This window comes from Sporolactobacillus sp. STSJ-5 (assembly GCF_024385605.1).
GTDB lineage: Bacteria > Bacillota > Bacilli > Bacillales > Sporolactobacillaceae > Sporolactobacillus.
This window is the reverse complement of record NZ_JANFOJ010000008.1, coordinates 123,506-146,153: the sequence shown is the minus strand read 5'-3', so window position 1 is coordinate 146,153 and position 22,648 is coordinate 123,506. Positions and strand designations below refer to the sequence as shown.

The following is a 22,648-nucleotide window of genomic DNA, read 5'->3' as shown; positions in this document are numbered from 1 at the left end:
GCTTAAATCATATTTTTTCCATTATAGCAAAAGATTTTATGTAAACGGCTTAGCAAAAAAGAAAGTTAGGGTGTTTGTAATGATTCAAGATAAATACTTGAACTTAAAATTAAGTGAGCGCGGCGCAATCATCAGCATTATTACCTATCTCGTTCTATCAGCACTGAAATTATTTGTCGGTCTCACCATGGGATCACGGGCACTCAGCGCCGACGGATTTAATAATGTGACCGATATTGTTGCATCAGCTGCCGTGCTGGTCGGCCTGCGTCTTTCCCAGCGTCCGGCAGACAGCGACCATCCATACGGTCATTGGCGCAGCGAAACCATTGCTTCGTTGTTTGCCTCTTTTGTCATGATGGCTGTTGGCGTTCAGGTATTCTTCGACGGTGCAAAATCAATTTTTACAGGGCATGAGGAAAGGCCGGATCTTCTCGCTGCATGGGTCGGCTTATTTTGTGCCGCGGTCATGTTTTTCGTTTACGCGTACAATAAACGATTATCCATGCGGACAAAGAGCGCGTCCGTGCTGGCGGCAGCTAAAGATAATTTGTCTGACGCATGGGTCAGCGTCGGTGCGAGCGCCGGTATCATTGGCACGCAGCTCCATCTTCCATGGCTTGATTCGGTTGTTGCTCTTTTGATCGGCGTCCTGATCTGCAAAACGGCGTGGGATATTTTCAGAGAGTCATCCTACAACCTGTCCGACGGCTTTGACGATGAACTCTTAAGCTCGTTTGATCAGATTGTTCATTCTGTCTCGGGCGTTGAAGGTGTTCGCGATATCCGTGGCAGGACCTATGGTAACAATACGGTCATCGATTTAGTCATCGTTGTCCATCCGGACATGGGGCTTAGGGAAGCACACCAAATCTCATCGCAAGTCGAGAAAGTGCTGATGGACAAGTACGATGTTTTTGATGTACATGTTCATGTTGAGCCGAACGAACAGAATTAATTTGGAATAGAGGAACCCTCCATCATGCCTTGTCATACGGTATAGCGTTTAGCCCATTAAAAATGGAGGATGACGCGCATGCAAGTAAATCCATCTGATCCCGCTTTCCGCTTATCCGCAGACTCGACAAAAACGATCACAGAACGGCGTGATACAAAAAATTACATCAGCCAATTGTTCGGTCCGCAATTTCCGGAAATAAAAAACGGTTTTTTTAATGCCCATATGACCCGTGGCATCATTATTCAGCCTCACTGGCATCCCAATGCTTCAGAAATGGTCTACATGATCAGCGGTTCCGTGATTACGTCGGTGTTCAACCCCTTCACGCAAAAGTTGATGAGTTATCAAATCGGTCCCGGCGAGGTTTCGATGCTTCCGAGGGGCTGGTTTCACTGGATTATCGCTTTGACTGATGATGTCCATCTGCTCACTATTTTTGACGTGCCCACTCCTGATGTTGTTTTAGGTTCTGATTTTCTGCGATTTACACCGGCAGAGGTGATGAACCGAGCTTATTGTATTGACCCAACTGCCTACGCGCAAACCGTTGCGCCGATTCGCAAGTCAACCATTCTCGGTCCCCCAACAGACTGTGCAAGCGCCAATGTACCGAATGCCCATCCAGTGCAGCCGAGCACCCAGCAGCACCAGAGTTATTTTGCCGGTCCCGCTGCAGCGAATCCGAATCCGAGTACGTTCTCATAAGATTAATGCGGGTGAGGAATTTCATTAATAAGAAAAACCGAGCAAAAAAACGCCCGGTTTTTATTCTCCATCCATATGTGATTGGTTTGTGTTTTTACGGTGCTGAATCATCGCTTCGGTTGCTCGCTGGTACGCGATCAACAGGACCGCACCCGCAGGCGTCTCGCACCTCTGCTTTGATTCTCGGCCAAGACACTTGTTTATCCGTTTAAATACGGGGCAAAATTTTATACTTTTTTTACTTGTAAGAAAAACCGGGCAAAAAAAAACGCCCGGTTTTTTATTAATTCCAGCAGATGGCGAGCATTTTGATCAGCATCTCCAAAAACAGATGAGACGAATTATTTGCAATATGAACACATCAAAAATGATTCGACCTTAGTCAATTTCTGCATACTGCCGAACAAGCACATCCATCGGTATTCCGTCTGACAAAGCACGCAAATACTCGGTCGCGGGATTGGTCATCCGATCAGCTCGGTCATAAAGCGGTTCTAAAAAAATTGATTCTTTTTTGCCACGTCTTTCAAGACCGATTTGAGCAAGATCAAGAATGGACAGGATCAAATGTTGCAATTGATCTCTGTCAATGAATTCCAACATCATCCCCTTGCAGAAAGCCTTACGCAGCGCCTCAGCATCCTGCCCATGACCGTATAACACATGATCTTGCGCAAACAGTTCTTTTAGTTGCGGAAGCATTTCAATAAGACCAACATGAAACGCTGCTACGGTCATGTTATACTTGATAGGCTGGCAGCAGCTGCTGCGAAACTCAATGGTACCGCGATACGTTAAATCTTCCAGCTTGAATGTTCTTAGATACTGCAAATCTTCAATTTCCGGTGTAAAAGCGATTTTTTGATAGTCTGAACCGTTCCAAAATTCACCAACCCGATCACCGCCGCTGAAATAGTCAGAGACAGGAGTCGGCGTAAAATTAATATAGATTTCATTCCGCATCACACAATAAATGCTCTCCTGCTGCATATAATCAAGCAAATCCTCTACGGAAGTCAAATTCTGCTTATAAAAACCAACGTTCTTCGGATTCAGCCCATGCATACTGTTTTCCCACAACATATCACGAACGCAAATCGCATTGCCTTCTTCCTCAGGCATGACCGAATTCGAAAAGAGCAGTGCCTTAATCGGTTCCAGCTTTTCGAACGTTTGAATGGTATCTAACAATTCTGATTCGTGAATATCAATTTGCACTTGCGATGCATTGGAAAACATTCCAAAATTAGGATAGGTATGAAAGAAATCGGGATGCGTATAGTGCTTATAGAGTCCTAAAAAATGATACAGCATCCGATAACGTTCATTAGGAATTGGGGTGCTGTGGTTACTATTACGATAAGGATTTACACCCATTCCTGTCAGCGAATGACGAAAAGGTCGAAGAAAGCGGTTGATAAAGCGATAGTACGTGCTGAACCGCTCATTTAAAGCGAAAAGGTCTCTTCCCTTTCCAAGTGAAATCTCCAATGTGTTGTAAGAGCAATCATACGATAGTGAATCACCAAATTCGGGATTCTCAAGCAAATAAACATGTCCTTCATCATCTCTTCCCAATGCCTCCATGTGAAAACGATCGGCAAAGGCTGAGGTCAGTTGGTGTACCACTGAAAAATTGACGGGCTGCGCATCCATATGAATAATTGGCATTTCAATTTCAATGCCAATAGATCTTTCTCTCTTGTCAGTAGTTGGCGTAATATAGCGATCATACAAGGCGTTTATGATGACAGATTTGTTCATTGTTTATTCTCCATCTTTTTGATTGAACATTTCACCAACAGTCTTGATTTATAAACAGCATCAATTCAAATAAGATCTACGACACCCCAACCCAGATATACCATTTCAATCAACATTAACTATTGGTTGACGTATAATTATACGTCATAGTATTTACAGCCTGTTCATCAACTATCATTTCTCCATAAAAATCAGCCCACTCAGTCCTTACTGCACCATGCGAGGATCTTTATCAAAATGTTCCCGTTCTAAGATGATCCGCACCGTTTACAAATCTTTAATAAAAGAAATCGTTCGATTCGCTTCGTGAAAGCCGGCTTCAATATGAAACGAATAGCCGGGCTGATTCGACAGCTCCGTGTCCGAACCGATTTGCTTGCAGCCCTTGGCCTTCGCCCACAGCTCTGCTGCTTCCACCAAATTTTGTGCAACACCCTTTCGTCTGAAATCGGGCTTCACATAAATTCCTTCTATGTATCCAGTTGGGCTCGCAGCTGCTCTCTCAACATAACCCTTTCGGATCGACGTATGGATAAACGCAATAAATGATCGTTCTTGTTTGATCATGTAAAACACATGATCAGCGGAATGAAGCTGCTCCTGCGTTTTCTCAAGCAATTGATCGCGCGTGTCATGCGGCCACAATTCGAGCTCCAGATCGACGAGTGCGTCCAATTGATTCATCGTTCCTTTAAAAATTTCCATAGCCCATCGTCTCCCCTAACTTTCTTTTCTCTTCATTTTATCGTGAAATCAGAAATGCGAAAGCGGAAAACAATAATTTCTCTGTTAATTCCTGCTAAGTTTCCTCTCTTCGGTTGAACTTTTGATGGCGTGGGGTCAACTTTCCGAGTGTTCGGTTGAACTGCTTCTTTTCGGTCTAACTTTCTCACTCTTTGGTTTAACTTTTTATGCATTCGGCCTAACTTTTCGAGTGTTCGGCTCAACTTTTTCTCTCTTCGGTTGAACTTTCACTTGTTTATCACTTTTCCTATAGATTTGCGATTTTATTCAGTCATTAACGTAAAAGAGGCCATCCGCAAAGGACAGCCTCTTTATTCAGTCCACATTTAAGACAAATTTTCACTTTCGTGCGATTTTGCTTCATTTTTCACTAGAAATGAAACGACAATCAAGATCACCATAATGGCAAGACAGGTCAGCGTTCCTACCCGATTGGCTGCATTGAGGACGAATGTCACAAAGATTAATGACAATGAAACCAACCCGACAATGGTCATGTATGGGAATCCGGCCATTTTGAAAAATGGAAGCTGTTTATAGCTGGGGCGCAGCTTCAATTCAGCCGCGCAGATGGCGATCCAGACAAGACAAATGGTGAATCCGGGGATGCTCATCAATTGATTGATAATCTGACTTGGCGATAAGTACGCCAGCACAACACCGACAGCTAGAAAACTTGTCGTCAACGCAATCCCGCCAAGCGGCACACCACTTTTTGACAGCTTGCGCACAAAGCCTGGCGCTTCGCCGCGTTCAGCCATGGCATACAGCGTCCGCGTTGTCGCATAAATTCCTGAATTTGCTGCCGAAAGCACGGCTGTCAGCAACACAAAGTTCATCAAATGCGGTACGCCGGGCAGACCGACTGCTTCAAACACTTGAACGAACGGACTGCTTTCCGTGGCAGAGACACTGCTCCACGGCATCATGCCGCAAATAATGATGATCGGCAAAATATAGAACATGATCACCCGTGATACAACGCTCTTTATGACCTTCGGCAGAACATGCTCCACGTCTTTGGCTTCCGTTACCGTCAAACCAATCAATTCGGAGCCGCCATATGAAAAAATAACAACGAGAAGTGCAGAAATCATTCCGCCGAACCCGTGCGGGAAAAAGCCGCCGTAACCGAACAGGTTCTTCGTCGGATTGGCCGGACTCGGAATGATGCCAAACAGAATCAACAAGCCGAGAATAATAAACACGATAATCGCACCGATTTTGATTCCGGCGAACCAGAATTCAAATTCACCGTAAAGGCTGACCTGAAAAAGATTGATACCGATAATAAACAGACCGCATAGACCGGCAAGTACCCATAGGGGCACACCTGGAAGCCAATAATTAAGAAAGCTGCCCGCTGCAAGCACTTCAACAACGGTCACAATCATCCAGTTGATCCAGTACAGCCAGCCGATCATGATCGACGTGCGGAAACCGAATGCTTTATGCATCAAATGCTGCATGTTAAGCCCCGGATAAGCGATCGCCATCTCGGCAAGCGCGACCATAACGATAAACAAAATCAACCCGCATACCAAGTACGCGATCGTGACACTCGGGCCGGCGATATTCAGGGTATCGCCGCTTCCTTTAAAAATACCTGTGCCGATCATTCCGGCCATAGCCATAAGCATAATGTGGCGCGGCAATAATCCGCGCCGGAGTGATTCCTTCTTTCCTTCTGTTGCAGCCATTTTTTCTTATCCTTTCTCTCTATGGTTTACAATCCCGCTTTAAAGTGATAAAGCGGGCGGTATTTTCAATTATAGTCGTCTCCCTTCGACTGTCAAGATCCCATTTTTTCAAAGAGTCACTCCAAGTCAAAGCCCTTTCCTCTTACATAATCTGTCCAGAAGCCACGTGGCAAATCCGCTGTGAGCATCCGCATGTTTTTTTCCGACCGGGTTCATTCGAAAAGAGAAGCGTCCCGATAATAAGAAAGAGATTTATTTCTCGACAACTCAGGATGGCGAGCTGGTGGCTGATTGTCATCAGGCGATGCACATGGAAATGGATCGGCAAGGTATGGCATTAATGAACGAGTACACAGCGGATGACCTTAATTTAATCGCCGGCTTTCTAGAAAAATTGGCATCTCTTCGCCGACCTTAATCATAGAAAAATTTCATACTTTTACCGAATGGGGTGAGTGATTTGTCGGGTGTCCTTTATAAAAAAAGTCAGCGCCCACGTCAGAACGCAAAATCCGATTGCGACAAGAAACGCGGCATTCACACCATTCAATGCTGCATCCGTTTTGAGTAAATGGAATAAAGCCGGATCAGATCCATAGATGCTCTTTTCCGGCAATTCGCTTTTAGTTACATCGGACATCACACTGATCAGAATGGCGGTACCGATTGAACCGATAATGGTACGAATGGTATTGGTAACTGCTGCCCCATCGCTCATAAGCACATTAGGTAATGTATTCATGCCTGCAGTAGTCATGGGCATCATGACCATGGAAATGCCAAGAAAACGTACCGCATAGAGAATGATGATCGCACCTAATTGTGTGCTCATCGTCAGAAAAACGAAGGGAATCGTCCCCAGCGTTAACAGCCCCATACCTGTAATAGCAAGCTGACGAATGCCGATTTTATCGAAAATAACGCCGGACACCGGAGACATGAGGCCCATGACAAGAGCGCCGGGCAGCATCACAAGGCCGGAAAAAAAGGCACTTTCTCCCCGCACATTTTGAATATAAAGCGGCAGCACAAGCTCTGCACCGAACATGACGACCATCAAGATTCCACCGACAACAACAGAAAGGCTGAACAGTGGTGATCGAAAAACACGTAGATTCAGCATGGGATTGTCTATGGTCAGTTCTCGATAGATAAAACCAATAAGACCGATTGCTCCAAATGCGAGCGCTGCGATTACAATCGGCGAAGACCAGCCGTGATGACCAACACTGCTGAATCCATAAAGCAAACCCCCAAAGCCTAAAGTTGACAGCATGATTGAGACAAAGTCAATGCTCTTCTGTTCAAGAGGAACAATTTTTCGCATGGCTGCCGGCGCAAGGAGTGCCGCCAACAGTGCAATAGGAATAAACGCACAAAAAAGAACACGCCAGTTGAAATGGTCGATGATCAGTCCGGCACCCGTTGGTCCGATCACACGTGCAAAAGCAAGCACAAGACCGTCCAGCCCCATCGCCACTCCTCTCTTACTCTTTGGAAAAATGAGCAGAAGGATTGTCTGCATTAAGGGGATCATGATGCCTGTTGCAACCGCCTGAACCAGACGCCCAATTAAAAGCGTCGGGAAATTAGGTGCGGATATAGCCAGAAAGGTTCCAGCCAGAAAGATCAGCATCGCGGCCATATATAGCTTTTTTGAACTGACGCGATGCATCAGCAACCCCGTAATCGGAATCATAATTCCATTCATCAACAAGAATCCGGAGGTGAGCCACTGCCCGGTGTCCGCATCAATATGAAAATCGCGCATAATACCCGGAAGGGCCGTTGTGATGGCCGTATGGTTGGCAACAACACAAAAAGTACCGACAAGCAGAATAACGATCAAAAAAAATCGATTGTACGGTTTTCCGTCGCAATCGATACTGCGCATAGATTCAGTCATTACATCATTCTCCTTCAAAAAATCCGCACCTATTCTTCATTCTTATTTTTGTAGTATGGCTCATTCGGCACCTGTTCACTCATTGCAGCAACGAATACCAAGCGAATCCCATGAAACAAAAAACACCCACCTTTAACGGTGAGCGTTTCCTGTTGGTGCCGTCCCATTCAAGATTGGAGTCGGCTTTTATTTTTTCGCTTGCTTCTTTTGCATTTCTTTTTGCATTTTCTTCAGTTCTTTGACACTCATCACCTGATGATTTTCAGGAACATAGAAAACATTTTGCGTTGAAACGAGAACATTTTTATTTCCGCTGAACGCAAACAATTTCTTATAAAAATCGTTTTTAAACACGCGCCGTTTCTTCTCAATCGCAAGATAAGCCGACTGATCCGTATTCTTCACCGCATTTTTGTCGGTGATTTGCGTATGCTTCATTTTCGGCTTGCCCTGCTTCTCCGTATTATAGATGTAAATCCGATCTTTACCCGCATCTTGATGAAGCAGCATAAACGGAACCTGCGGATTCGCTGCCGCACCGGTTGCAGAGTAGATCGAAACTTTTTTTGTAAATACCTTCGTCTTCATTCCGAAATGGCTATGCTCGTTCATAACCAACAAAGTCTCACTGCCGAGAAACACGATCAAAGACAGAGCAACTAAAAGATACTGAAGCCATCTATGCTTTGAGAACAGCTTTGAACCGCTCGTGAAGATGAATATGACGAAGAGTATAACACTTATAATTAACGTATATAAAATCACATCATCACTTCCCATTTCATAAAATCAGATCTATTCAATTAATCTGCGCCTTGAGCCGCCGGATTCTTCTCCTTGCCTTTAATGAAAAAGGTCAGAACAAGCGTCAGCAGGCAGAAGATAATGGCAACCATGAATGCGGTGTTCATGCCATTTAGTGCGGCATCAATCGATTTATGCATGAATTGTGCCGGATCGGTGTGCTTCAAACTGCTGCTTGGCGCGTTGTGCTTGGTCACATTGGTTAGGATACTGATCAGTACAGCCGTTCCAATAGAGCCGGCCACCGTACGAATTGTATTATTGACCGCGGTGCCATGGCTCATCAGCGAGTCAGGCAACGCGTTCATCCCAGCCGTTGTTACCGGCATCATGACCATGGAAATTCCTAAAAAACGTACGGCATACAGAACAATAATGGAAGCATAGCTCGTATGCTGCGTCAAGAACATGAACGGCAAGGTTCCGGCTGTGAGCAGAAAAATTCCGGTGATCGCCAATTTGCGTGAACCAATCCGGTCGAAAATCAAGCCGGTAACCGGACTCATCAAGCCCATGATGATAGCGCCAGGAAGCAGGATCAGCCCTGAATGCAGAGCGCTCTCGCCCCTGAGGTTCTGAATATAAAGTGGGAGTACCAGTTCCGCACCGATCATTGCCATCATAACAATGCTGCTGATGACAACCGACAGCGTGAAGATCGGCGATTTGAATACTTTCAGCTCCAGCATCGGTTCCTTCATAACCAGCTGCCGCCAAATGAATAGAACGATAAAGATGCAGCCGACAATAAGTGGCCATATCACTCGGCCATCCGACCAGCCATAGTTGCCGACACTGCTGAAGCCGTAGAGCATACCGCCGAAACCAATCGTCGATAAGACAATGGACAAGTAATCAATCCGCGGATTCGTAAGCGGCACAACTTTTTTCATAGCCGTGAAGGCAAGTACAATGACTAATGCCACGATCGGGATCATCATATAGAAAAGTACGCGCCAGTTGTAGCTGTCAACAATCCATCCGGAAAGCGTCGGGCCGATCGCCGGTGCAAAGGCGACAACAAGTCCGCCAAGCCCCATGACAATACCGCGTTTTTCTCTAGGCACAATTAATAGAGAAATGGTCTGCATCAGCGGCATCATAATTCCGGCACCCGCAGCCTGAATAATTCGGCCGGTTAAGAGTAGTGAAAAATTCGGTGCGACAGCCGCCGCAACCGTTCCAAGCAGGAAAATGGTCAAGGCACTGATATACAGAACCCTGGAATTGATTTTATTAATAAGTAGCGCGGTAACCGGGATCATGACACCGTTCATCAGCAAAAATCCTGAGGTCAGCCACTGTCCAGTCGCTGCCGTGATATCGAAATCTTTCATGATATCAGGGAGCGCTGTCGCAAGCAACGTCTGGTTCAAAATCGTACAGAACGCACCGATCAGCAAAATAATAATTAAAAAGGTCCGATTATACGGTTTTCCGTTAATATCAACGGTCGTATTTTTTTGGGTCATGCATCTAACTCCTTTACTTAATTCAGATGAATTTTCATTGCAATTCGTCTCAATTATTTTTACACAATTTCTCGCACATCAACCAAACAGCTGAATTGTCCACAGTCGATGGTACCCCCCGATTATGAACTTAATATGAATGATGCAATTTTTTTCATTAGTTAAGGAAAATTATTTCGATCAGAGCCCCCTACCTTTGGTGCCAAATTAGAGGAAGGTACGACAGAATCAAATATATCTTTTTTTAATAAGCCGCTCTGTCGCACCCATTTTTTGCATGATTGTGTACTGCTTATGTATTGAACTCCTATATATATGAATGAAACAGGAACCTATGAACAAGAAAAAAATGTGATCGAGTCAAATTGCCTATGACTTTTCGTATTGGCACGGCTCTGAGCCCGCGTTCGTGCATGGGGATCGTTGGTTCGTGCATTGAGCGCTAATTTTCGTACATTGAATGGGTTTTTTCGTGCATTGACTCGGCTCTGAGCCGCGGTTTGTGCATGGGGATCGTTCTTTCGTGCATTGAGCTCTGATTTTCGTGCATTGAACCCCTTTTTCGTGCATTGATTCGGCTCTGAGCCACGTTTGTGCATGGGGATCGTTGGTTCGTGCATTGAGCGCTGATTTTCGTGCATTGAACCCCTTTTTTCGTGCATTGACTCGGCTCTGAGCCCGCGTTTGTGCATGGGGACCGTTCTTTCGTGCATTGACTCGGCTCTGAGCCCGCGTTCGTGCATGGGAACCGTTCTTTCGTGCATTGAGCTCTGAGTTTCGTGCATTGAATGGGTTTTTTCGTGCATTGACTCGGCTCTGAGCCCGCGTTTGTGCATGGGGACCGTTCTTTCGTGCATTGAGCTCTGAGTTTCGTGCATTGAATGGGTTTTTTCGTGTATTGATTCGGCTCTGAGCCACGTTTGTGCATGGGGACCGTTCTTTCGTGCATTGAGCTCTGGTTTTCGTGCATTGAACCCCTTTTTCGTGCATTGACTCGGCTCTGAGCCCGCGTTCGTGCATGGGGATCGTTGGTTCGTGCATTGAGCTCTGAGTTTCGTGCATTGAACCCCTTTTTCGTGCATTGATTCAGTTCTGATGAGGATCGCTTGCTTCGCTTTGCCATGATTTACGTTTCACAATCGCTTATCCACAAGTCGATAATTTATAATTTTTTTCTAGACAAAAAAAGCCTCCTCCCTGAATTAGGAGAAGACACTTCATTTTATTTAGTGTGCGAATCCGGCAAGGTACTGCTCCGGAACGGCTGTTTCTTTATGAAGCTTGGCAGCGGCTTCCAAAGTCCAGTATGGATTTCTCAGCATGCCTCGGCCAACAGCAATGAGATCGGCTTCTTCATTGCCAATTACTGCATTCGCCAGCTGCGGATCATCCAGCCGTCCGACCGCGATGACCGGCGTGCCGACAGCTTTCCGAATTTCCCGAGCAAACGGTACTTGATAGGCGGCGTGTGTCCCCGGTTTTCCTGCTGCAGCGATTGGACCTTCGCCGCCGGCACTGACATGAAACAGGTCGACACCCGCTTCCTTATATGCCTTGGCGATCGGAATGCTGTGCTCCAGTCCGTATCCGCCGTTCACATATTCAATCGCAGATATGCGCATGATCAGCGGCATCTCTGTAGGCATTTCCTTCTTAACCGCTTGAACAACCTCTGAGCCAAACCTCGACAGATCCTCGCCATATTCATCCGTCCTTTTGTTGGTAAAAGCAGATTGGAACTGATGAATCAGGTAGCCATGCGCGCCATGCAATTCGATTGCATCAAATCCGGCCTTAACCGCCCGCTTCACAGCTTGTGCGTATCGGCCGGGCATCGCCTTGACCTCATCCGTTGTAAGTGCACGTGGCGTTTTATACTCATCATTGAATGCAATGGCAGACGGGGCAACCGGTACCGGAGCATCCTGCGCTTTGCGCCCAGCGTGCGCGATTTGAATCGCGACCTTCGCACCGTACTTGTGGCAAGCGTCGACAATCCGTGCAAGTGCCGGAATTTGTTCGTCGGACCAGAGCCCAAGATCGTTATCAGTGATCCGTCCATCCGGCTCGATATCGGTCATTTCGATAATGATGAGCCCTGCGCCGCCAATCGCCCGACTGACATAGTGCACGTAGTGCCAATCCGTTGCAATCCCATCCTTTTTTTCAACGGAATACTGACACATCGGCGGCATGACAACACGATTCTTTAGTTCCAAGCCTTTAAACGTCCATGGTGTAAACAAATCAATCATTTAAGTCGCTCCTTCGAATTAAGAATTAATTGGGCATGCAAAATCTGATTGGGATTCTTGATCACCGTCATTTTCCCTGCATCAATCAGTGCTTTAATACGCCAATAAATAAATGTATCACCGACCCACTGTTTTTCATGCAGTTCACCGATTGCATCGCCAATTAAGCGCATGCAGAGAAAGCCTTTATGGTTTTCCTTTTGACGCGCTAGCCGGCGCGCGTGCCGTAAAATCTCGGCATCAAAGTAATCCGGCGCTACGGGCTGCACGTGGTCGTCCACCCAGATTCTCAGTACTGATGGATCGGCGGAGACGCGCAGCCATTCGCGTTCCAATCGGGTGCGCTCGTTTTCGGTCAGTGACGGATTCCGCGCTTGTTTTTTAAATAACATCGCCAGCGTTTCCGAAGGCAATTCGAAGCTGTATGCCGCTTGTATCTCTTCCCCAAGCTCCTCAGACAGCTGTTTCTCATGTGCAGAAGGATTGATGACTTGAATTGGATTCATCCGGCCGCGCAAAAGATAGACTACTAGAGCCAGCCCGCACTGATCCCAAGCATTGTCCGATGCCCAAATGGTGATTGGCATATGCTCAGGAATAGCCTTGATCGCGCGCAGCTGATCAACCAACGCTTCGTTGCCATCCACATCATAAAAATAATCTTCCAATTTATCTTTGATCCAGGCGTTTCGATGGTGCACTCCATCCACTTCATCTAAATGCGCTAATGGTCCGTATGAGAGATCCGAAGTGATGACAAGTATCCGTTCGCGCCGGGCATGGATACTGCCAAGTCCTACCTTCAAACTCCCGGCAGTTGAATTGCCAAACACAATATGCCAGTGATTTAAGGCTTCTTTAGTCAGCGGCTGCTCCGGCTGCAAACGAATCAAGTCTTCATACATGTGACGAATCCGCTTGGAAAGCCGTTGTTCATCCGTAAACTGCTCGGCTATTGCTGCTTCCTGAAACAGATGTAACAGCATCCGCTTGCTCTCTCGTTCCGTTAGCTGATTTATTGCTTCGCCAAGATTTTCATACACGGACAAACCGCCTCCATTCAAATCCTAACAAAATCATTGATTACCCACCAAACATAAAGACTTGAAAAAAGCTGAATGCCAAAATGGTCATTCAGCTTTTAACTATTTATTTTGCATAACTCGCTTCAATAGTTCGAATTCGATCATAGAGAAAATCATTAACCGGTGTCGGAATCCCGTGCTTCTGTCCCAGTTTGCGAATGGTACCCGCAAACAGATCGACCTCGGTCGGGCGATGCTGCAAGGTATCCTGCCGCATCGAAGGCATTCCTTCAGGATTCAGAGCATCATTGATGTTCAACCAACCAGCGATCTCACTTTCTTGAAGCGGCACCCCTTCAGCATTGGCGACTTTAACCACTTCCTTCATCGCGGCAATGACCGTTTCACGAGGCTTGCCCGGTACCTGTATCCCACCGTAATTGGTTTCGAAAACAGCAGTCGACTGATTCACACCTGTATTGACCATCAGTTTGCTCCACATTTTATGAAGCATGCGGTCAGGAATTTCATAAGGAATTCCCGTTTTTTCAAACAGACGGGCCAGGTCGTCCACCTTTTCACTGCGCGTGTCGTCGGCTTCTCCAAAACTGACGAATCCTATATTCTTGTAGGTCAATTCATTGCCGATTTTCGAAGCATCCATACCGGCGACAATACAATAAAGCAGTTGATCAAAGCCAAATGCCTCACCAATCATCTGTTCACTAGAGATACCGTTCAACACGGAAAGCAGAACCGTCTGCTTGCCGTGTTGGTTTCTGGCACTTTCAATTGCATCTTTAAGCCCGGTGTATTTCACTGCGAAAATCAATAGATCAGCAGGATCGCCTTGTACGTCTGCATCCACATAATGAAAATCACATAGCTCCCCGTTGCAGTAAATGCCTTCTCTTTTGTATCGCGCGATCCGGTCATGATCGGCAACAATCCGTACCGCATCCTTACCTAAATGATCGACCATTTGTTTTCCATACATAATTCCCAGCGCACCGAGCCCAACAATCGCTACCGTCTTGATCTCCATTCCTCTTCCTCCGGATCGTTGTGAATTTTTCTGTAAAATCACTTTACATCTAGTATAAACGTTTCAATCAATAGCTCACAACTGATCAGCCATACATAGAAAATGGCGCCAATAGCCAAACTATCTATAAAAATGGTGCGAAGGGTTTGAGTCTCGTGAATTTTATGATGCGTTTTATTGATTTTCACCCAAGCTGGCTATGGAAAGCCGTTGTCATTATTCTGTTTGGTATTTTGCTGATTCGAATTTCAGGAAGAAAATCGATCTCACAAATGACCATTCCGCAAACAGTCATTATGATCTCTATTGGGACATTGCTCGTCCAACCAATCAGCGGAAAAAGTGTTACCCTTTCCTTTGTCATCGGTGCTATATTTGTATTCACTCTTTTTTTAATAGATCTTATTCAATTGAAATGGGACTGGGCAGAATCCCTCTTTTCCGGACACGCTAAAATCATTATAAAAAATGGAAGACTGCGTCCGATTCGTCTGAAAAAAATGAAGATGACAGTGGATCATATTGAGATGCAACTTCGGCAGATGGGCATTGAACGGATTGAAGATGTCGAGATGGCAACCGTTGAACAAAGTGGACAAATCGGCTACTTGCTCGTTTCCGGTCAGAGACCGGCAACAAAAGCAGATATTGCTGAACTTCGAGACGACCTGAATGTCATCGCTCGGGCGCTCAAGGTTCGGCTGCCGTCCGCACAATCAAAAAAGCAGCCGGACAGCAATTTATTTACTGAGATTGAGAACGGACACAAACGATCTGTTCCGCAAAAATTACGCTGACTCCTTCATCGTTCACTTGCCTGAGAGCTGTTTTTCACGATACACTTAGGTGAACGAAAGGGGCAAAAATCGTGAGCAGCAAATTGTCGATCAGCCAGATGGCGGAAATTCATAACATTTCGAGACAAACGCTCATCTATTACGATAAAATAGGCTTGTTTCAGCCAGACAGCAAGGACACCAACGGCTACCGCTACTACAGCGTGCGACAAATCCCCTTTCTAAGAGAAATCTGCTTTCTAAAGTCAATTGGTGTGCCGCTGGATGAGATCAAGCAAAACATTAAAGGACGCGATGTAACCAGCGCGCTGACCCTTCTTACGTTCCACGAAAAAAAGATCAATGAAAAAATTGACGAGTTACTCAGCATACGTCGTTCCATCAAAAACCGATTGTTGGTTTATCAAAATGTTGATCAGAGCAAGGAAGAACTCTATCGCCCGGTGATTGAGCAATTGCCTGAACGCAAAGTTGTCTTTGTGCCCTTCGACAGTGAAGTCGACAGACCAACATTGCATTTGACGATGATGCGTGCCTGGCGCTTGTTGCATGAACACGGCATTACGCCCTCGGGACGTTTTGGCACACTGATTAAGCACGAAATGATGACCGGTGATACGCCGTTCAGCCAAGCCGGCGTTTTCATTGAAATTCCCGATCAAACGGCTAAGGTCTCAGAAACTATAACACTCCCGAGCGGATCCTACGCTTGCATGTATAAGTATGGAATGCCATACGATTTAAGCTATGCCCGACATCTTCTCGAATGGATCGCAGAGCATAAATTTGAAGTGACCGGTCCAATTATTGATGTCTGTTTGCTTGATGCCACCTTCTACGCAAGTGAACACAATGCCGACCTGTGCCAACTGCAGATTCACATTCACTAAGGAAATGTGAATCGAACCCTGGTGATTAAGCTCGCATCTCCGGTCTTAGGTTCAACTTTCGACTCGTTCGGTTCAACTTTTCACTTATTAGGTTCAACTTCTCATGTTCGGTTCTACTTTTCCGATCTTAGGTTGAACTTTCGACTCGTTCGGTTTTACTTTTCCGATCTTAGGTTGAACTTCTCATGTTCGGTTCTACTTTTCCAATCTTAGGTTGAACTTTCGACCCGTTCGGTTTTACTTTTCCGATCTTAGGTTGAACTTCTCATGTTCGGTTCTACTTTTCCAATCTTAGGTTGAACTTTCGACTCGTTCGGATTAACTTTTCGCTTATTAGGTTCAACTTCTCATGTTCGGTTTTACTTTTCCGGTCTTAGGTTGAACTTTCGACCCGTTCGGATTAACTTTTCGCTTATTAGGTTGAACTTCTCATGTTCGGTTCTACTTTTCCAATCTTAGGTTGAACTTTCGACTCGTTCGGTTCAACTTTTCACTTATTAGGTTCAACTTCTCATGTTCGGTTTTACTTTTCTAATCTTAGGTTAAACTTTCGACTCGTTCGGTTTTACTTTTCCGATCTTAGGTTGAACTTCCCCGCCGTTCGCTCTCATTTTTTCTTTTCATAGTTCGTATGCGAAAAACAGGAGCTTCTCTCAATAAGAAGCTCCTGTTCTCTATTGTTTTTATCCGTTCCAGCGTTGGGATCGCGCATTTGGAATGCCCAACTGATCGAGAATTTTCATCACGTGGTGATTGACCATATCGTCCAATGTTTTCGGATGATTATAGAAGGCGGGCATTGGCGGCACGATGCGCACACCGAGCCGCGCAAGTTTCAGCATGTTTTCCAAATGAATTGCGCTGAGCGGTGATTCGCGAGGACAGAGAATCAGCTTGCGATTTTCCTTAATCATAACTTCGGCTGTGCGCGTGATCAAACTGTCTTCATAACCATTGGCAACTGCGCTCAGAGTTTTCATACTGCATGGAACAATGACCATGCCGTCGGTTAGAAACGAGCCGCTTGAGGTTCGTGCGCCAAGATTCCGATTGTCATAGAGCTCATCCGCCAACTTTTTTACTTCATTAAATGCGTAGTCGGTCTCGATCTCCAAGTTATTTTTTGCCCAGTCACTCATAATCAGATGTGTTGTCACATCTTCTGCCTGATGCAGGGCTTCAAGCAGCTTCACCGCAAAAATGGTGCCAGACGCTCCGGTCACGCCAACAATAATGTTCATTGGTCATCTCCCCGTTCGTTCAATTGTACGCACAAGTCATTGGCAAGCGCCATAGATAGTACTTTTACCTGATCAATTTCCGGTTTGGTAATCTGATCCACATGAATACCGCAGCAGATCACAAAATGTCCGCTAAACCTTTGGCTCAACACTTGGGCAATCGGTTCGGTCACAAAACGCTCCTTGTGCGTACCGAAAGCGAGTGTTTGCGCATCCATACCTTTGGCAGCGATCGTCACAACGCCTAAATGTGGCCGGTCGCCACCCGTCAGCATCACGCATAGATCCTGGCCCATTCTTATTGCAGTTAAATCAATCGTGATGCGTCCCGACTTTTTCATCAACTGGATCATTGAAACAGCTCCGGTGCGAATCGACTTGGGTCAACATCCATGAATTTAGCCCGTTGAAATTTATCCTTTAAATGATATGGAACGGTGCAATCAAAAATGGTCTTGCAGGAGATACCTTTATCACGAATGTATGGATTGTATTCCGGATTCTGAGTCGGATCGAGCGGATGACAGCGGACACCTGGAATAAAAATGGTATCGACATCTCCCTGATAACGCGTGTTCATCGCCCAAAGTACATCGCTCGTATCAAATATGTCGACATCCTCGTCCACGAGCATGACATGCTTCATTTCAGAAAACGCGGCAAAGGTCAGAAGTGCCGCTTGACGCTGACGTCCTTCATCGCTGGGCTGTATTTTTTTAAATTGCAGAATCGCCATGTATTTGCCGCCTCCTGATGGATGGCAGTACACATTCAACACCTTGCCCGGCATTGCGCGTTCTACCATTTGGAGAATGCTCGCCTCGGTCGGAATTCCGGCCATGTTCACATGCTCTTCGCTTGGCCCAATCACGGTTTGCATAATCGGATTCTTACGATGCGTGACCGCCTTCACTTTGATAAGCGGCACTTGAGCGACTGCCGGACCCGTATAGCCCGGAAATTCAGGCATCGCTTTACCGGTATTTGTATTTTGATCCTCCCGCACATAGGCTCCAGGAATCAGCTCGCCTTCAATCACATATTCCGCATTGGCAATCGCTTTTTCATCAATCGTGAGACATGGAGTAAGCTCCACCGCCTGATTGCGGATCGCTCCAGCGACACTGAGCTCGTTGTAGCCAAGCGGAGTGGTCGGCGGTTCGAAACAAGCGCCGATTTCAACTGCAGGATCGACACCGATGCTGATGGAAATTGGGAGTGGACGCCCTTCTTTTTCCGCCTTTTCACGAAAGACACCGAGGTGGCGCGCACCCGGAACAAAGTACATTGAAATTTCATTCTTGCTTTGGAGACACAGTCGATGAATCGTGACATCCGAATCTCCGGTCTGCGAATCCGACGCATAGCACATCCCCATTGTGACGTACGGCCCGGCATCCTCTTCCGTATTCGTAGGTGCCGGAATCAGCTTGCGAATATCGAATCCCGGCTCATCCGCATAATGTACGACTTCTTGGCATTTCGGCTTTTCATTGATGACAACCGGCTGAATCGGATTCTTGACTGCTTCATTGAGTAGAAAACCGAGGCGCTCCGGCTCCGTTCCAAGCATCATCGCCACACGTTCACGGCTGGCTAGCAAGCCAATTAAGACACGTGCATCCGGATGCCCTTTCACATTATTAAAAATCATCGCAGGTCCTTTTCTCGTTGGACGCATCACGGTTCCGCCCGCACCTACATGACGGTAGACACCGGAAATTTCCGCCTGCGGATCAACTGGTTCATCCGTTTCAATGAGCTGACCGGACACCGACTTTAACAGCTCCAAAGCCGACCGCATATCCGTAATTTTTGCTTCTTTCTCAACCACACGAACTCACTCCTTTTTTGTAATTCATGAATCACACAAAATTAGTCCGTGCTCATTTTACAGTGTATAGCAGCTATACAGTCAACTACGCTCCGTATGGTACAAAAAAAATGCCGCGGCTGATTTCCCGCGACATTCTTATTCTCATCTTAATTAATTCGTTTCTTTGCTTTGCTCTGATTTGTTCTTCTCTTTAAAGAGTCGTTCCCGAAGGCAGTTCATTCATCTCTTTAATTTTCGCCAACAACAATTTTTCCGATCATCTTGCCACTTTCAACCAATTGATGTGCTTCGCGCAGATTTTCTGCGTTCAACGGTGTCAGCTTCTTTGTTACGGTCTGCTTAAGGACACCATTGTCCAGCAATTTCGCAACTTTTGTAAGCAGATTATGCTGCTCAATCATGTCCTCGGTTTCAAACATCGGACGCGTGAACATGAATTCCCAGCTAAACGTAATACTCTTAGGCTTAATCAGGTCCAGATTAATGCCGTCTCCAATTTCCACAATGGAGCAGATATGGCCTTGAGGTTTGATCACGTCATACATGTTCTGCCAATGTCCCTTCGTGTCGTTCAAGCAGAGAATCGCATCAACCGTATCAAACGGAAGCTTCTCAAATTCATCTTTAAAGGATTGTCTGTGATTAATGACCTCATCTGCGCCAAGATCTTTTACCCACCTAATCGTTTCCGGCCGTGACGCCGTAGCAATGACATGAAGGCCAGCCCATTTGGCAAGCTGAATGGCAATCGATCCGACGCCGCCAGCACCATTTATAATGAGCAGCCGTTTTCCAATATTTTTCTCATGATGTTCGGCGCTAAACGGCAACCGAGCAAATAGAGCTTCATAAGCAGTAATACTTGTCAAAGGTATCCCTGCTGCAGTCAGAAAATCCAACGTTTCCGGCTTATGTGCAACAATTCGTTCGTCAACTAGATGCTGGTCGGTATTCGTTCCTTTTCGCGTAACATCCCCTGCGTAATAGACTTCATCACCCGGTTTGAACAGGGTCACCTTTTCCCCCACTGCCACTACGATGCCACTCGCATCATAGCCGACGATCCGTGCGCCGTTCGTTCGTCCGTTCTGCGCATTTCGCACTTTCGTGTCAACCGGATTAACAGATACAGCCTTTACCTGAACAAGAAGATCATGCCCTGTCGGCTGTTGAACAGGAATCTCTATAGGAACAATACTGTTTGAATTTGAAATATCTGTTGTTTCAAATGTGCCGAATGCTTTCATCAAATCTCTCCCATCCTCATTTCGATTACACTTATAGTATAATGGCACTAAAGCGGATCGGGTAGAACGCACAATGTCGTGACGTAGAAACAAGAATGTAACCTAGGAGGCTTATTAATGCGGAATCGAAAAGCAGGATACGCCTGCAAACATTGCCCTGTTGAAACAACCCTTGATATCATCGGCGGGAAATGGAAAGGCGTCATCCTTTATCATATAATGACGAAAACAAGACGATTTAACGAGATGCGCCGTCTCATGCCGGGTGTGAGTCAGCGTATGTTAACGCTTCAGCTTCGCGAATTAGAAAAAGACGGTGTCATTCATCGAGAAGTATTTCCAGTTGTTCCACCAAAAACAGAGTACTCGCTCACTGCGTTTGGGGAAACCTTGAAACCGATTATTCAAGAGATGAAGCACTGGGGCGATCGCTACGAGCAGACTCATCAGGACCTCCTAGAAAAATAAGGCATGCGATGCTCTTGACTGAGCACGGGCATAGCCTTATTTATTTTTGTCTAAAATTTTGTCTAAAATTTTGTCTAAAATTTTGTCTAAAATTTTGTTTAAAAGATGAGCAAAACTTGCTGTACTTTACGTGTGTCACGTTTTTCCTATTCGTTTAAATCACCTTATGCTCGATTAGAGAGGCATTTCAAAATCCGGATGCTGATTTATTTACTTGAATCAAGGGATCATCTTTCTTTGGGAGCATACTTTCTGAAAATAAATGATTTCATAGACGAATGACATCTTTATTGTTATACTTAATATATAACAGATAGAACAAGAGGCGATTACTGATGCTCCTTTCGATCGATTTCGGTTCTGACCAGCCGATTTATATGCAAATACGCAATGGAATTGTCAACGGAATCGCTTCCGGTAATTTGAACGACGGTGATCCACTGCCTTCTGTCCGTACTCTAGGAGCAGAAATCGGTGTCAATCTTCATACCGTCAATAAAGCCTACCAATTACTTCAAAGCGAAGGGTTTATTGAAATTCAGCGGCGGCGCGGAACCTTTATCAAAGCCGGAGATGCAGCACAAAATGCGGCTGAGTTTCTGGAAAACTGCGGTGATCCGTTGAAAACACTTGTCTCTGAGGCGGTTACACGCCGCGTTGATCGAGCCGTGCTGCATCAAATGATTGATCACATGTATGACGAACTGGAGGGTAATGAATCGTGAACGAAAACATCCTCATTCTTATATGCACCTATGTCCTTGTCGCGTGTCTCATGATTATGCAGCCTTGGTTTTCAAGAAAGAATGTTCTGTTTGGTGTCGTTTTTGCCAATCCTTCAATCTGGAGAGATGCTCAGGCAGCATCGATTCGTCGCCGCTACCTAGTTAGATCTGCCGGTACTGACCTTGCGCTGTTCGTTATTCTTCTTTTTCTCTCATTTATCCTAACCGATGAAAAGTGGCTCTTTGGATTTAGCATGGTTATGCTCGCTCTCATTGTAATCGATTCGTTTCTCTTTGTTCTTGCCAACCGGCAGACTCGAAAATTGAAGCAGAGTATGGCTCCGGATGCCCAACTAACTACAAAAAAGATTGTTGTTGACCTGGGCAAAAGCGACCGAGAAACCGTATTGTCTCTCAAATGGGTTCTTCTCTTGGTTCCGGTCTTCGTTGCCACCCTCGCTGTCGTGTGGTTCGGTTATCCGTACATGGCTGACTCAATTCCGACGCATTTCGGAATCAGCGGACCCGACCGATGGGCACCAAAATCATGGCATACCGTACTGTCACCGGTGGCATTGGAGCTGATGCTCGGCGCTCTTGTTCTCTTTACTCGGCGCGCACCCGCGTCAGTTAAAGGAAATCCAAATGCTGCTCCGGGTTATGCGCAGTATCGAAAAATGATGACTCTTTTGCTGATCATTTTTTGTCTGTTATCAGAGATTCTGTTCTTTCTGGTTGTTCTCAGCTTTATCACGCCGATCAGTCCGCTGTGGTTTGCAATTCTATCACTTGTTAATTTGGGATTTTTGATTACGATGATTTGGCTCTATATACGCTTTGTTCGCAGCAAACATGTATCGGGGCCGATCCTTGATGACGACGGCAAGTGGATTTGGGGCATCTTCTATTTTAATCGCTCCGATCCCTCGATTTTTGTGGAAAAACGAGTCGGAATTGGATTCACGGTCAATATGGCTCGTCCGATTGCGTGGATTGTCCTAGTTGGGATCATCCTCATCACCATCCTGCTCTCTCGATAAACAGGACGTTCAAAAATTAGCG

At 45.8% G+C, this 22,648-nt stretch carries 21 protein-coding genes; 8 read left to right on the top strand and 13 right to left on the bottom strand.

The genetic code is table 11. From position 1 onward, the window contains the following. Positions 1 to 79 precede the first annotated feature (79 nt). Together NOM01_RS09775 and NOM01_RS09770 are read left to right on the top strand one after the other, a co-directional pair. Positions 80 to 958: a cation diffusion facilitator family transporter gene (locus NOM01_RS09775; protein ID WP_255748327.1), complete on the top strand. Its 879-nt coding sequence runs from the start codon at positions 80 to 82 to the stop codon at positions 956 to 958. 78 nt (positions 959 to 1,036) lie between these two features. Next, a complete protein-coding gene (locus tag NOM01_RS09770) occupies positions 1,037 to 1,666 on the top strand; it encodes a cupin domain-containing protein (RefSeq protein WP_255748326.1) in 630 nt (209 codons plus the stop codon). A 378-nt stretch (positions 1,667 to 2,044) separates the two neighbouring features. Here NOM01_RS09770 and NOM01_RS09765 read toward each other — a convergent pair whose 3' ends face one another. From NOM01_RS09765 to NOM01_RS09755, 3 genes are all read right to left on the bottom strand, one after another. Next, on the bottom strand, positions 2,045 to 3,430 hold the full coding sequence (locus NOM01_RS09765) for a hypothetical protein (RefSeq protein WP_255748325.1): 1,386 nt from the start codon (positions 3,428 to 3,430) through the stop codon (positions 2,045 to 2,047). Between the two features lie 267 nt (positions 3,431 to 3,697). Beyond that, positions 3,698 to 4,135, bottom strand: coding sequence for an aminoglycoside 6'-N-acetyltransferase (aac(6'), locus tag NOM01_RS09760; protein ID WP_255748324.1), 438 nt, complete (start codon positions 4,133 to 4,135; stop codon positions 3,698 to 3,700). Between the two features lie 365 nt (positions 4,136 to 4,500). Next, entirely contained in the window at positions 4,501 to 5,874 is a 1,374-nt protein-coding gene (locus NOM01_RS09755) for an amino acid permease (RefSeq protein WP_255748323.1), read from the bottom strand. Positions 5,875 to 6,157: 283 nt separating this feature from the next. Here NOM01_RS09755 and NOM01_RS09750 point away from each other — a divergent pair, with 283 nt between their 5' ends. Then, complete coding sequence (locus NOM01_RS09750; protein ID WP_255748322.1) at positions 6,158 to 6,292, top strand: hypothetical protein; 135 nt, start codon at positions 6,158 to 6,160, stop codon at positions 6,290 to 6,292. 21 nt (positions 6,293 to 6,313) lie between these two features. Here the strand turns inward: NOM01_RS09750 and NOM01_RS09745 are convergent, their stop codons facing one another. The 6 genes from NOM01_RS09745 to NOM01_RS09720 all read right to left on the bottom strand — a co-directional run bounded on the left by NOM01_RS09745 (position 6,314) and on the right by NOM01_RS09720 (position 14,381). After that, the gene (locus NOM01_RS09745; protein ID WP_255748321.1) at positions 6,314 to 7,780 is read right to left on the bottom strand and encodes an MDR family MFS transporter; all 1,467 of its coding nucleotides are present in this window, start codon (positions 7,778 to 7,780) and stop codon (positions 6,314 to 6,316) included. A 186-nt stretch (positions 7,781 to 7,966) separates the two neighbouring features. Continuing rightward, entirely contained in the window at positions 7,967 to 8,545 is a 579-nt protein-coding gene (locus NOM01_RS09740) for a DUF4811 domain-containing protein (protein WP_255748320.1), read from the bottom strand. A 38-nt stretch (positions 8,546 to 8,583) separates the two neighbouring features. Further along, entirely contained in the window at positions 8,584 to 10,056 is a 1,473-nt protein-coding gene (locus NOM01_RS09735; RefSeq protein ID WP_255748319.1) for an MDR family MFS transporter, read from the bottom strand. A gap of 1,226 nt (positions 10,057 to 11,282) precedes the next feature. Continuing rightward, positions 11,283 to 12,311: an NADH:flavin oxidoreductase/NADH oxidase gene (locus tag NOM01_RS09730; protein ID WP_255748318.1), complete on the bottom strand. Its 1,029-nt coding sequence runs from the start codon at positions 12,309 to 12,311 to the stop codon at positions 11,283 to 11,285. Next, positions 12,308 to 13,354, bottom strand: a complete 1,047-nt coding sequence (locus NOM01_RS09725; RefSeq protein WP_255748317.1) for a DUF1835 domain-containing protein — start codon at positions 13,352 to 13,354, stop codon at positions 12,308 to 12,310. Before NOM01_RS09725 ends, NOM01_RS09730 begins: the two co-directional genes overlap by 4 nt. Before the next feature lie 106 nt (positions 13,355 to 13,460). Continuing rightward, on the bottom strand, positions 13,461 to 14,381 hold the full coding sequence (locus NOM01_RS09720) for a ketopantoate reductase family protein (RefSeq protein ID WP_255748316.1): 921 nt from the start codon (positions 14,379 to 14,381) through the stop codon (positions 13,461 to 13,463). Positions 14,382 to 14,545: 164 nt separating this feature from the next. On the opposite strand from NOM01_RS09720, the gene NOM01_RS09715 reads away from it, so the two are divergent. Next, on the top strand, positions 14,546 to 15,178 hold the full coding sequence (locus tag NOM01_RS09715) for a DUF421 domain-containing protein (RefSeq protein ID WP_255748349.1): 633 nt from the start codon (positions 14,546 to 14,548) through the stop codon (positions 15,176 to 15,178). A gap of 71 nt (positions 15,179 to 15,249) precedes the next feature. Further along, positions 15,250 to 16,068 carry a MerR family transcriptional regulator gene (locus NOM01_RS09710; protein ID WP_255748315.1) on the top strand — a complete coding sequence of 273 codons (819 nt, stop codon included), beginning with the start codon at positions 15,250 to 15,252 and terminating at the stop codon, positions 16,066 to 16,068. Positions 16,069 to 16,751: 683 nt separating this feature from the next. On the opposite strand, the gene NOM01_RS09705 is transcribed toward NOM01_RS09710, so the two are convergent. From NOM01_RS09705 to NOM01_RS09690, 4 genes are all read right to left on the bottom strand, one after another. Next, positions 16,752 to 17,309: a UbiX family flavin prenyltransferase gene (locus NOM01_RS09705; protein ID WP_255748314.1), complete on the bottom strand. Its 558-nt coding sequence runs from the start codon at positions 17,307 to 17,309 to the stop codon at positions 16,752 to 16,754. Beyond that, positions 17,306 to 17,662: a prenylated flavin chaperone LpdD gene (lpdD, locus tag NOM01_RS09700; protein WP_255748313.1), complete on the bottom strand. Its 357-nt coding sequence runs from the start codon at positions 17,660 to 17,662 to the stop codon at positions 17,306 to 17,308. The genes NOM01_RS09705 and lpdD overlap by 4 nt, the downstream gene beginning before the upstream one ends. Next, complete coding sequence (locus NOM01_RS09695; protein WP_255748312.1) at positions 17,659 to 19,143, bottom strand: UbiD family decarboxylase; 1,485 nt, start codon at positions 19,141 to 19,143, stop codon at positions 17,659 to 17,661. Before NOM01_RS09695 ends, lpdD begins: the two co-directional genes overlap by 4 nt. Positions 19,144 to 19,373: 230 nt before the next feature. Beyond that, positions 19,374 to 20,393, bottom strand: a complete 1,020-nt coding sequence (locus NOM01_RS09690) for a zinc-binding alcohol dehydrogenase family protein (protein WP_255748311.1) — start codon at positions 20,391 to 20,393, stop codon at positions 19,374 to 19,376. Positions 20,394 to 20,510: 117 nt separating this feature from the next. Between NOM01_RS09690 and NOM01_RS09685 the strand changes: the two genes are divergently transcribed. The 3 genes from NOM01_RS09685 to NOM01_RS09675 all read left to right on the top strand — a co-directional run bounded on the left by NOM01_RS09685 (position 20,511) and on the right by NOM01_RS09675 (position 22,626). Then, positions 20,511 to 20,861, top strand: coding sequence for a winged helix-turn-helix transcriptional regulator (locus tag NOM01_RS09685; protein WP_255748310.1), 351 nt, complete (start codon positions 20,511 to 20,513; stop codon positions 20,859 to 20,861). A gap of 335 nt (positions 20,862 to 21,196) precedes the next feature. Continuing rightward, positions 21,197 to 21,586 carry a GntR family transcriptional regulator gene (locus NOM01_RS09680; protein WP_255748309.1) on the top strand — a complete coding sequence of 130 codons (390 nt, stop codon included), beginning with the start codon at positions 21,197 to 21,199 and terminating at the stop codon, positions 21,584 to 21,586. Continuing rightward, the gene (locus NOM01_RS09675; protein ID WP_255748308.1) at positions 21,583 to 22,626 is read left to right on the top strand and encodes a DUF1648 domain-containing protein; all 1,044 of its coding nucleotides are present in this window, start codon (positions 21,583 to 21,585) and stop codon (positions 22,624 to 22,626) included. Before NOM01_RS09680 ends, NOM01_RS09675 begins: the two co-directional genes overlap by 4 nt. The last annotated feature ends 22 nt before the right edge of the window (positions 22,627 to 22,648 follow it).